Source organism: Salmonella sp. 32070601201500089SM (assembly GCF_017573605.1).
GTDB lineage: Bacteria > Pseudomonadota > Gammaproteobacteria > Enterobacterales > Enterobacteriaceae > Salmonella > Salmonella enterica.
Genome location: NZ_JAGETK010000015.1, coordinates 1 through 11,987 on the forward strand (window position 1 = coordinate 1; position 11,987 = coordinate 11,987).

Here is an 11,987-nt window from a genome sequence, read left to right on the forward strand (position 1 = left end):
TGATTACATCGAAATGTTTTATAACAGTAAGCGTCGGCATGGTTCGAGCGATAAGATGCCACCGACAGAATATGAAAACCGATATTACCGACGACTCGAAAGTGTCTAGATTATCCGTGGCAACTCAATCTGCGTTTGTATTGTTGGTTTGAATATCTAACATACCACCGTGAGTTACGGTAATAGTATTAGCATACAGTGCATCATCACTCCATGCACTGCTGACATCATCAGCCAAAGTAACTGTACTGAAAGTATCAACGGTCAGGTGATCAGTATCAACGTAGCCACCTTCCCCGATGTTCATAGCTGAACCACCGTTTAGAGTAATGGTATCAGCGGTTAAACTGGAGCCATTAGCAACATCAACCTGAGAGCCGCTATTTACTGCTAAGGTATCTATTACAGATGTTTTTGTGGTATCCCACTCAGATCCATTATTCAAGCTGACATCAAAGATACCGCTCTGGAAGGAAGCAGCACTATTAACACGTCCCCAGGCATCATAATTAGTCGAGTCTGGATCTAAGCTATTGGCATCAACATCATAGAATTGCACTGGATCCATTGACTGTGAATCATTAAACGCCGCACCAACCCATTTAGTGTTATTCAGGGTCAATGTCAGGTGATCAACGTTTTGATCATCATCTGCCCAACCACCATTCGTATAGACGGTAGTGGAATCATCGACTAAACGGCCGTCAGAATAGAAATTATAATTCCAGGAGATCTGAAGGACGACATCCCCCAGTAACTGCGAGTCGGTAAACGTAACGTTGTTTACCATACGGTAATTTGAATAAGGATCGTCAACAAAAGCTAAAGCAACATCATCGTTATTCCAACCATTGCCATTATAATCGCTTGGTTCACTTGAATTGCCAAAATGGCCTTGTTCTTCATCTTCGGACCAAGAACCTGAAGTTACAGTTGAATTCGCTACGTTAATAGTGTTATCCCACTGATGTGCTTCGGTTGTATATGTTGAATTGCCAAGATCTTTTTGGTAAAGAGCAATACCAGCCACATGAGAATTGTTAGTAATATTAATATTACTTTCAACGTCAAGGGTTATAGCAGTGCCTAAACCAGCAGTAACCAATTTGTCATAATCGGTTTTGACTGTTTTTCCATCAGAATCGAGATAGGTATCAGTGAAGTAAAACGCCTCAAAGTCATCATCGATTGTAGAATTAGAAATGTTTAGATTAAAAGTATCATCATCAACCCAATCATGGGTCGTATAATCACTACCGTTAGTCCAAACATATTGACCGTAGCCAATCTGGTAAGAAGTAATCATACCATGAATGGCTGAGTTGGTAACATCCAATGTATTCGCAGTATCATTGGCGTAATCATGATTCAGATAAAAAGTTGAAATAACACCATTTACAGTGTCACCAGTAAATTTTGTATCAAAATAGCCGCTATCACTAGCTGGGGTGTTGTAGACATAACCACCATAAGTTAGATAGTCATGATCGTTGGTATCATCCCAGCCAAAAACAGTGGCTGCATCGTCATGGTACCCAAAAGTATCATATGTAGTAGCATTCGCCTGAGAAGTGATTGCCAGAGTGCAAGCCAATGCTAATTGTGAGACTACAAATTTCTTTTTCCAGGAGTGCATTTGTCATCCCTCCTCAGGGACGTAATATAGTTGATCCATCAATTATCAATGCATAAAAACATACAGATGTTTAGCAAGAAGGATTATGCGGCGTTATTGCTAAAAGGTTCAATTATTCTTTATCCTCAGTCCGGATTCGGACATGAATTAAAAGGACGTAATAAAAGGAAAATTTATAATTGAAAAGCATTCTTTTTCATGGCCTTACAAGAAAATAAAAAAACAAAACACATATAAGATAAATATGGATTAAAGAAAAACAAAATAAACATGAATAATGTTGAAACCCACATTTACTTAAATGACGATGAAATAAAACTAAAAACAACGTAAAACTAATTCTTATTTAAAATGATATAGTGCCTGAGGTATTAATCTTCGGTATATAAAAGAAGCGCCATGTTCCGCCGCCGCCGGGGCTGCGCCTGCTACGTTAAGGACCGTTTTCGTAAAACATCTGCCTGCAGATTCAGGTATACTGGGCCTTCGATTCCACAAACATCAGGCAGACCATGACAGACCTTATCCATCGCCCTCGCCGCCTGCGCAAATCCGCTGCGCTGCGCGCTATGTTTGAAGAGACAACACTTAGCCTGAACGACCTGGTGTTGCCGATCTTTGTTGAAGAAGAACTCGACGATTACAAAGCTATTGATGCCATGCCCAGCGTAATGCGTATCCCGGAAAAGCAGCTAGCGCGAGAGATTGAACGTATCGCAAATGCTGGCATTCGTTCCGTTATGACCTTCGGCATTTCTCACCATACTGATGACACCGGCAGCGATACCTGGAAAGAAGACGGCCTGGTGGCAAGAATGTCCCGCATCTGTAAGCAAACCGTGCCGGAGATGATCGTCATGTCCGACACCTGCTTCTGCGAATACACCTCGCACGGCCACTGCGGCGTGTTGTGCGAACACGGCGTGGATAACGATGCGACGCTGGCCAACCTCGGCAAGCAGGCCGTTATCGCGGCGGCGGCTGGAGCAGATTTTATTGCGCCCTCCGCGGCAATGGATGGACAAGTCCAGGCTATCCGCCAGGCGCTGGATGCCGCCGGTTTTACCGATACGGCAATAATGTCCTACTCCACTAAGTTCGCCTCTTCTTTCTACGGCCCCTTCCGTGAAGCAGCGGGCACCGCGTTAAAAGGCGACCGCAAAACGTATCAAATGAATCCGATGAACCGCCGTGAAGCGATTCGTGAATCACTGCTCGACGAAGCCCAGGGCGCGGATTGCTTAATGGTGAAACCGGCCGGCGCGTATCTGGACGTGCTGCGTGAAATCCGCGAACGCACAGAGTTGCCGCTTGGCGCTTACCAGGTGAGCGGTGAATACGCCATGATTAAATTTGCTGCTATGGCTGGCGCCATCGATGAAGAAAAGGTCGTGCTGGAAAGTCTGGGCTCGATTAAACGCGCCGGTGCCGATTTGATTTTCAGTTACTTCGCACTGGATCTGGCTGAGAAAAATATTCTGCGTTAATTCTGTTACAGGGCGGCGCGCTGCCGCCCTTTCCCGACTTTACGCCCCACTATTCAGCCGCTGAGTCTAACCCGTTGCCGAACGCGGCTTATCCGGCTTACGGCTATTCTTCGATCGCCTGGCGAATTTGCTGCAACGACGCGGGATCGTCAATGGTTGTCAGATCGCCCGGATCGCGGCCTTCGCAGATCGCCTGGATCGTGCGGCGAAGCATCTTTCCGGAACGCGTTTTGGGAAGCTGCGAAACAAACCAGACATGCGCCGGACGACCAAAGTGGCCGATCTGGTTGTCCACCAGCGCCATAATCGCTTTTTCCTCGTCGCGCGCCGCCTCGCGATCCGCCAGCGTATCGCTCTGCTTCGGAATGACAAACGCCACCGCTACCTGCCCTTTCAGAGCGTCCTTTATCCCCACCACCGCCACTTCCGCTACGTTCGGGTAACTGGAGATACTTTCTTCTATTTCTCGCGTCCCCAGCCGATGGCCCGCAATATTAATTACATCATCGGTACGGCCCAGAATAAAGTAATACCCCTCGGCGTCGCGGATTCCCCAGTCGAAGGTGGCATAAACCTGACGGTTAAACAGCGACCAGTAAGTCTTCACAAAACGCGCATCGTCGCCCCAAATAGTCTGAATACAGCCCGGCGGCAGCGGCCCTTCGATCACCAGCATCCCCTTTTCATTTATGCCGCAAGGTTCGCCGGTGACTTCATTGAGTAGCTGGACGTTATAACCGTACATCGGCACGCCGGGACTTCCCAGACGCGACGGCCTGTCGTCCAGCGCGCGGGCCAGCGCCATGATCGGCCAGCCGGACTCCGTCTGCCAATAATTGTCGATGACCGGTACGCCCAGCGTCTCCGTCACCCAACTGGCCGTCGGCTCGTCCAGCGGCTCACCGGCCAGATAAAGCGCCTCCAGCGAGGAGAGATCGTGATTGCGGATTTGCGCCGTTGGGAATTTTTTCAGCACGCGAATCGCGGTCGGGGCGGAAAACATCCGGTTAACCTGGTATTTCTCGACAATTTTCCACCAGACCCCGCAGTCCGGGTACGTCGGCAGTCCTTCGTAAACAATAGTCGCCATGCCTGCCAGCAGCGGCGCGTAAACGATATAGGAGTGGCCGACGACCCAGCCGATATCCGATGCGCAAAAGAATACGCCGCCCACCTTGCCGCCAAAAATGGTGTCCATCGAGGTTGCCAGCGCCACCGCATAACCGCCGACGTCGCGCTGGACGCCTTTCGGTTTGCCGGTAGTGCCGGAGGTGTAAAGAATGCACGAGGTTTCATTGGATTCCAGCCACGCCACCGGCACGCTCGCACCGAGATGCTGCTGGCGCAACGTGGCAAAATCCAGATCGCGCCCATCCACCCATGCCATTTTCGCCAGCCCTCTGTCCACCAGCAGAACGTGTTTCGGCTGATGCTGCGCCTGCGCAATAGCGTCATCAAGCAGCTTTTTATACGGCAGAATTTTACCGCCCCGCGCTCCGGCATCCGCCGACACAATCAGCGCCGGTCTGGCATCGTCAATGCGCGCCGCCACGCTGTGCGAGGCAAAACCGCCAAAGACCACCGAATGGATCGCGCCAATGCGCGCGCAGGCCAGCAGGGTTATCTGCGCTTCGGCAATCATCGGCATATAGACCAATACGCGATCGCCACGCTGCACGCCCAGCGACAGCAACATGGCGGCCACAATGTTGACTTCATCATGCAACTGGCTGAAGGTAAATGTGCGCTCTTCATCGGTCTCTGATGAGACGGCAATCAGCGCCAGCGCCTCCGGCTGTTTATCCAGCCAGCGGTCGACGGCGTTATGACATAAGTTAGTGGTGCCGCCGCAAAACCAGCGGGCAAATGGTGGACGGCTATGATCCAGCGTCTGCGTAAACGGCTGTCGCCAGTCGATACGCCGGGCCTGCTCGGCCCAGAACGCCTCCGGTTCGTTAATGGAACGCTGATAAAATTCGCTAAAAGACATCACGCCCTCCTGTTGAACTTACGCCTTACTGCTGGCTGGCTCAGATGACATATAAATCGAGGTATTCGTTAACCGGCATCTGCTCCAGGCGGGCTCTGTCTAGGGAGACATCCAGAATGCGTTGCTGCTGGCGAGTCGGGAACTGACGCGCCAGGTTAATTTTAAATTTTTCGATAAGCTTCGGAATACCGTCGGCGCGGCGACGCGCATGACCAATCGGATACTCCACGACAACCTCGCCAAAGCGTGAGCCATCAGTAAACTCCAAGGTGATCGCATTGCCGATAGCTCGTTTTTCCGGGTCGTGATAGTCGGCGGTAAAAGCCGGGTCCTCATAACACATGATTTTCTCGCGCAGGGCGTCAATACGCTTGTCCTGCGCCACCTCGTCTTCATAATCCGCCGCGGTTAACCGTCCGAACAGCAACGGCACGGCGACCATATACTGGATACAGTGATCGCGGTCCGCCGGGTTATTGAGCGGGCCTTTTTTATCGATAATGCGAAGACAGGCTTCGTGGGTACGGATGGTCACTTTCTCGATATCCGCTGCCGTTTTACCCGCGGCCTGCATCTGCTCATACAGCGTCATCGCCGCTTCGACGGCGGTTTGCGAGTGGAATTCTGCCGGGAAAGAAATTTTGAACAGCACGTTTTCCATCACGTAGGAGCCGTAAGGACGCTGGAAACGGAACGTTTCACCTTTGAATGAAACGTCGTAGAAGCCCCATGTTTTGGCGGTGAGCGCCGAGGGATAGCCCATCTCGCCGGTTTTCGCCATCAGCGCCAGACGTACCGCGCGCGAAGTCGCATCGCCCGCCGCCCAGGATTTGCGCGTACCGGTATTCGGCGCATGACGATAAGTGCGCAACGACTGCCCATCCACCCACGCCAGCGATACCGCGTTGAGGATCTCATCGCGCGTCAGCCCCAGCATTTCAGCGACCACCGCGGTCGAGGCCACTTTCACCAGCAGCACATGGTCAAGCCCGACACGGTTGAAGGCGTTTTCCAGCGCGATGCAGCCCTGAATTTCATGGGCTTTGATCATCCCGCTCAATACCTGTTTCATGGTCAGCGGCGCTTTGCCGGCGGCGACGGCGTTGCGTGACAACCAATCCGCAATCGCCAGAATACCGCCGAGGTTATCGGAAGGATGGCCCCACTCGGCGGCAAGCCAGGTATCGTTAAAATCGAGCCAGCGGATCATCGCGCCAATGTTAAAGGCTGCCTGTACCGGATCGAGCTGGAACTGAGTGCCCGGCACGCGTGCGCCGTTGGGCACCACCGTGCCTGGCACGATCGGCCCAAGCAATTTTTTACAGGCCGGGTATTCCAGCGCTTCCAGACCACAGCCGAGCGTGTCGAGCAGGCAGTAATGCGCAGTGTCGTACGCCACCTTTGAGGTGATGTCGTAGTTCATCACGTAATCCACGATATCGACGATTTCACGGTCAAAGTCTGGGCGAACGTTCGAAATATGTGCGGACATAGGGTACAACTCCTGTTTTTATATTTAGAGGTTTTAATTAGCAACGCTTTTCGATCGGCACAAATACGCGATCGTCCGGGCCGGTATAATTGGCGGAAGGACGAATAATTTTGTTGTCCTGACGCTGTTCAATAATGTGCGCCGCCCAGCCGGTAACGCGGGCGATGACAAACAGCGGGGTGAACATTTCGGTAGGGACGCCCATCATGTTGTAGGAGACCGCCGAAAACCAGTCGAGATTCGGGAACATCTTTTTGGTCTCCCACATCACCGTTTCCAGACGGTCGGCGATGTGGTACATCTTCAGCGAGCCGCCTTCTTCTGAAAGCTGTTTCGCCACCCGTTTGATCACCTGATGGCGCGGGTCGGCGATGGTGTAAACCGGATGTCCAAAGCCAATCACCACCTCTTTGTTTTCCACGCGTTTACGGATATCCGCCTCTGCCTCGTCCGGCGTTTCATAACGCTGTTGAATTTCCAGCGACACCTCATTCGCCCCGCCGTGTTTCGGGCCGCGCAGCGCGCCAATCGCGCCGATAATCGCGGAGTAGACATCCGAGCCGGTTCCGGCAATCACCCGGCTGGTAAACGTCGAGGCGTTGAACTCATGCTCGGCATACAGCACCAGCGAAATATGCATCGCCTTTTCCCAGCTTTGGGTTGGCTTTTCACCGTGCAGCAGATGCAGGAAATGGCCGCCGATGGAATCATCGTCGGTTTCCGGCTGAATACGTTCGCCGTTGTGGCTGTAGTGATACCAGTAAAGAAGGATAGAGCTGAGCGAAGCCAACAGCTTATCGGCAATATCGCGCGCGCCGGAGACGGTATGTCCCTCTTTTTCCGGCAGGGTGCAGCCCAGCGCGGAAACGCCGGTACGCATCACGTCCATCGGGTGCGAGGCCGCCGGTAACGCTTCCAGAACGGTACGGACATTGGCGGGTAATCCGCGCAGCGCTTTTAACTTGCTTTTATACGCGTTCAGCTCGTCGCGGGTCGGTAATTTTCCGTGGATCAGTAAATGCGCGACTTCTTCAAATTCGCAGTGCTCCGCCAGATCGAGAATGTCGTAACCGCGATAGTGCAGATCGTTACCGCTTTTTCCCACGGTACACAGAGCAGTATTTCCGGCAGGTACGCCGGAAAGCGCGACCGATTTTTTAGGCTTAATGACATGCGTGTTGTTTTGCAGGATCGTCGTGTCTGTCATATTGTCCTCGTCATTATTGTAATGTGTAGGGTATTGAGGCGTGTAGGCCGTACCGTAGGCGGGATAAACGTAGTGCCATCCGGCATTGCCTGATGGCGGCTTCGCCTTATCAGGCCTACAGGCTACGATTTTTTATTCCTGTACAGCGCGTCCAGCTTCTCTTCGAACTGGTAGTAATTGATGCTTTCGTACAGCTCGTTGCGGGTCTGCATGATGTCGATCACGTTCTTTTGCGTCCCTTCCTGGCGCAGCACGGTATAGACTTTTTCTGCGGCGCGGTTCATGGCGCGAAACGCCGACAGCGGATAGAGCGCCATCGCCACGTGTGCGCTACGCAACTCGTCGGTCGTAAACAGCGGCGTCGCGCCAAACTCAGTGATGTTGGCGAGGATCGGCACCTGCGCCACGTCGGCGAACTGGCGGTACATCGACAGTTCGGTGATCGCCTCCGGGAACAGCATGTCTGCCCCCGCGTCCACGTAAGCCTGCGCGCGATCGAGAGCCGCCTCCAGCCCTTCCACCGCCAGCGCATCGGTACGCGCCATGATCACAAAGTTCGGATCGGTGCGCGCATCCACTGCCGCCCGAATTCGGTCTACCATCTCCTCTTTCGAGACGATCGCTTTGTTTGGACGGTGTCCACAGCGCTTAGCGCCAACCTGGTCTTCAATATGCAGCGCGGCGGCACCCGCTTTGGCTATGGACTTTACCGTCCGCGCGACATTAAAGGCGGAGGAGCCAAAGCCAATATCCGCATCTACCAACAGCGGCAGCGGACAAACATCCGTGATGCGCCGGATATCGGTTAACACATCATCCAGCGTCGAAATCCCCAGATCCGGCAGTCCGAGCGAGCCCGCCGCTACGCCGCCGCCAGAAAGATAGATAGCCTGATACCCGGCCCGTTGGGCCAACAGAGCATGGTTGGCATTAATAGCGCCGACAATTTGTAATGGATTCTCTTTAGAGAGCGCGGCGCGAAATGCCTGCCCCGGCGAATGTAAAGACATATCTCGTCCTCATGTTAGTAAATTGTTATTCAAGATGTATTCACCAAAGCAAAGGCTATGCCAGGCAAAGAGGCAGCGAGAAAATTAAATACAATGAGATTTAAAAACAGGTAATTACAGTAATGCCTGTTATGAATAAGCGCGATTAAGGGAAAAGAAAAACGTGTCAGCTAACGTTTCATGAAACGAATCCCCCGTTTCATTGCAACATTTATGAAACACGTTTAAAACAAAAAATCGCCCCTTAAAGATGAGCCTACTGCAATGACGACTGCTCACAGCGCTCCGCGCGATAATAGCGATAAACCGGTGATCTGGACGGTCTCCGTAACGCGTCTGTTCGAACTGTTTCGGGATATCAGCCTGGAATTCGATCATCTGGCGACCATCACGCCTATTCAACTCGGCTTTGAAAAGGCGGTGACCTACATTCGCAAAAAACTGGCGACCGAGCGCTGCGACGCGATTATCGCGGCGGGTTCGAACGGGGCCTATTTAAAAAGTCGCCTGTCAATACCGGTGATCCTCATCAAGCCCAGCGGATTCGATGTATTACAGGCGCTGGCGAAAGCGGGAAAGCTCACCTCGTCTATCGGTATCGTGACCTATCAGGAGACCATTCCGGCTTTACTTGCCTTTCAGAAAACGTTTCACCTCCGTCTTGAACAGCGAAGCTATGTCACCGAAGAGGACGCGCGCGGGCAAATTAACGAACTTAAGGCCAACGGTATTGAGGCCGTCGTCGGCGCGGGATTAATTACCGATCTGGCGGAAGAGGCAGGAATGACCGCCATCTTTATTTATTCCGCGGCGACCGTTCGTCAGGCTTTTCATGATGCGCTGGATATGACCCGTCTGACACGGCGCCAGCGCGTGGATTACTCATCCGGCAAGGGATTACAAACCCGGTATGAACTGGGCGATATACGCGGCCAGTCGCCGCAAATGGAGCAGCTCCGCCAGACGATTACGCTCTATGCCCGCTCCCGTGCGGCAGTGCTGATTCAGGGGGAAACAGGGACCGGAAAAGAGCTGGCGGCGCAGGCGATTCACCAGACGTTTTTTCACCGCCAGCCTCACCGTCAGAATAAGCCATCCCCTCCCTTTGTCGCCGTCAATTGCGGTGCGATTACCGAGTCGTTGCTGGAAGCGGAACTGTTTGGTTATGAAGAGGGTGCGTTTACCGGTTCACGACGAGGAGGCCGGGCGGGGCTGTTTGAAATCGCACACGGCGGCACGCTGCTTCTGGATGAAATCGGCGAAATGCCCTTGCCGTTACAAACCCGACTTTTGCGCGTACTGGAGGAAAAAGCCGTCACTCGCGTCGGCGGACACCAGCCGATCCCGGTGGATGTCCGGGTGATCAGCGCTACGCATTGCGATCTGGATCGGGAGATAATGCAAGGACGTTTTCGCCCCGATCTCTTTTATCGCCTGAGTATTCTGCGTCTGACGCTTCCTCCTTTGCGCGAGCGGCAGGCTGATATTTTGCCGCTCGCGGAAAGCTTTTTAAAACAGTCGCTGGCAGCGATGGAAATTCCGTTTACCGAATCGATACGTCATGGATTGACACAGTGTCAGCCGCTTTTGCTGGCCTGGCGCTGGCCCGGTAATATTCGCGAACTGCGTAATATGATGGAGCGCCTGGCGCTTTTTTTAAGCGTCGATCCCGCGCCAACGCTGGACAGGCAATTTATGCGGCAGTTATTACCTGAGCTTATGGTGAACACAGCAGAGCTGACGCCTTCAACCGTGGATGCGAACGCGTTACAGGATGTACTGGCGCGCTTTAAGGGCGATAAGAGCGCCGCGGCGCGTTATCTGGGGATTAGCCGCACCACTCTGTGGCGTCGTTTAAAAGCTGGTGCCAAAGACCAGTCGGATAATTAAGACAAATGACCGCGTCCTGAATGCCTGATGGCGCTACGTTTACTGCAGGCCGTCATCCGGCAAAACGGATGCCGGTTGCCAGGAATAAATATACCCGCCGGAAACCCAGGCGGGTATTTTTATGATGCAACGCTTTTATTTCTTTTTATAAATATCAGCCGTACCATGAATTTTATTTTCTGTCTGCCCGGACGTCAGCACCACCACATCCGCCCCTTTTTCATCCGCCTTTTTGATTAAATCTTCTCTGGCGTCCAGCGGCGACATTTCCCCGGTGGTGGAAATCGTGCCAATTTTCGTGTATTCGGAGGCGACTTTATCAAAGTCCGTTTTTTTCATGATTTCTGCGGCATAAACGTTTGTCACGACAAACGCTAATGCGCCAAGCATAACCTTGTAGCCAGTTTTCATAGCAAAACCCTCGTTTTATTATTACGCCATCATCGCTTTATCAGAACAAAAAGGCCGTTCGGACTGATTAAATAAGTAGTGTAGATTGCTGGAAAAATCCAGTCAGCCCCCGCTCTGTCGGCGTAACAACGCGGATTAAAACGCCCCTGCTTTGTGATCTCACTCGCAATCATCTGGTTTGACTATTAATAAGATGAACGTTATTTCTTGAGGCTAAGAGAAGAGTTGCCTATGGAGCCGTTTCATGCCGTTGTGCTTACCGTCAGTCTGTTTGTGTTAACCTTTTTTAATCCCGGCGCGAATCTGTTTGTGGTGGTGCAAACCAGCCTCGCATCAGGACGCCGGGCGGGAGTCATCACCGGCCTGGGCGTCGCCACGGGAGACGCCTTTTATTCCGGGCTGGGGCTTTTCGGTCTGGCGACGCTCATTACGCAATGCGAAGCGGTATTTTCTCTTATCAAAATTGTCGGCGGCGCCTATTTATTATGGTTCGCCTGGAACAGTATTCGCCACCAGGCGACGCCGCAAATGAGCACGCTCCAGACGCCGATTGCCGCCCCGTGGACGATTTTCTTTCGCCGGGGATTAATGACCGATTTATCCAATCCGCAAACCGTACTGTTTTTTATCAGTATTTTTTCCGTAACGCTTAGCGCAGAAACGCCCACATGGGCAAGGTTAATGGCCTGGGCCGGAATTGTGCTGTCATCCGTTATCTGGCGTATTTTTCTCAGCCAGGCCTTTTCGCTCCCCGCAGTCCGCCGCGCTTATGGGCGTATACAGCGCATTGCCAGCCGTGTTATCGGCGCCATTATCGGGATGTTTGCGCTCAGACTTCTCTATGAAGGCGTGACGCACCGCTAA

General features: G+C 52.3%; 8 protein-coding genes and 1 pseudogene. 3 read left to right on the forward strand and 6 right to left on the reverse strand.

The window, feature by feature from the left end:
- Nucleotides 1-127: 127 nt before the first annotated feature.
- Nucleotides 128-1,636 (reverse strand): annotated as a pseudogene (locus tag J4728_RS19655) (autotransporter outer membrane beta-barrel domain-containing protein); the annotation flags it as partial.
- A 512-nt stretch (nucleotides 1,637-2,148) separates the two neighbouring features.
- On the opposite strand from J4728_RS19655, the gene hemB reads away from it, so the two are divergent.
- Nucleotides 2,149-3,123, forward strand: coding sequence for a porphobilinogen synthase (gene hemB, locus J4728_RS19660; RefSeq protein WP_208212279.1), 975 nt, complete (start codon nucleotides 2,149-2,151; stop codon nucleotides 3,121-3,123).
- A 103-nt stretch (nucleotides 3,124-3,226) separates the two neighbouring features.
- On the opposite strand, the gene prpE is transcribed toward hemB, so the two are convergent.
- The 4 genes from prpE to prpB all read right to left on the reverse strand — a co-directional run bounded on the left by prpE (nucleotide 3,227) and on the right by prpB (nucleotide 8,822).
- Nucleotides 3,227-5,113 (reverse strand): propionate--CoA ligase, encoded by a 1,887-nt coding sequence (gene prpE, locus J4728_RS19665; RefSeq protein WP_000010214.1) that lies wholly within the window; start codon nucleotides 5,111-5,113, stop codon nucleotides 3,227-3,229.
- 40 nt (nucleotides 5,114-5,153) lie between these two features.
- Nucleotides 5,154-6,605 carry a bifunctional 2-methylcitrate dehydratase/aconitate hydratase gene (locus tag J4728_RS19670; RefSeq protein ID WP_208212281.1) on the reverse strand — a complete coding sequence of 484 codons (1,452 nt, stop codon included), beginning with the start codon at nucleotides 6,603-6,605 and terminating at the stop codon, nucleotides 5,154-5,156.
- A 37-nt stretch (nucleotides 6,606-6,642) separates the two neighbouring features.
- Nucleotides 6,643-7,812 (reverse strand): 2-methylcitrate synthase, encoded by a 1,170-nt coding sequence (gene prpC / locus J4728_RS19675; protein WP_023219099.1) that lies wholly within the window; start codon nucleotides 7,810-7,812, stop codon nucleotides 6,643-6,645.
- 122 nt (nucleotides 7,813-7,934) lie between these two features.
- Complete coding sequence (gene prpB / locus J4728_RS19680; protein WP_000052229.1) at nucleotides 7,935-8,822, reverse strand: methylisocitrate lyase; 888 nt, start codon at nucleotides 8,820-8,822, stop codon at nucleotides 7,935-7,937.
- 264 nt (nucleotides 8,823-9,086) lie between these two features.
- On the opposite strand from prpB, the gene prpR reads away from it, so the two are divergent.
- Entirely contained in the window at nucleotides 9,087-10,712 is a 1,626-nt protein-coding gene (gene prpR, locus J4728_RS19685; protein ID WP_208212283.1) for a propionate catabolism operon regulatory protein PrpR, read from the forward strand.
- Nucleotides 10,713-10,847: 135 nt separating this feature from the next.
- Here the strand turns inward: prpR and yahO are convergent, their stop codons facing one another.
- Nucleotides 10,848-11,123 (reverse strand): DUF1471 family periplasmic protein YahO, encoded by a 276-nt coding sequence (gene yahO / locus J4728_RS19690; protein WP_000848026.1) that lies wholly within the window; start codon nucleotides 11,121-11,123, stop codon nucleotides 10,848-10,850.
- Nucleotides 11,124-11,354: 231 nt separating this feature from the next.
- Between yahO and J4728_RS19695 the strand changes: the two genes are divergently transcribed.
- Nucleotides 11,355-11,987 (forward strand): LysE family transporter, encoded by a 633-nt coding sequence (locus J4728_RS19695; protein WP_000433131.1) that lies wholly within the window; start codon nucleotides 11,355-11,357, stop codon nucleotides 11,985-11,987.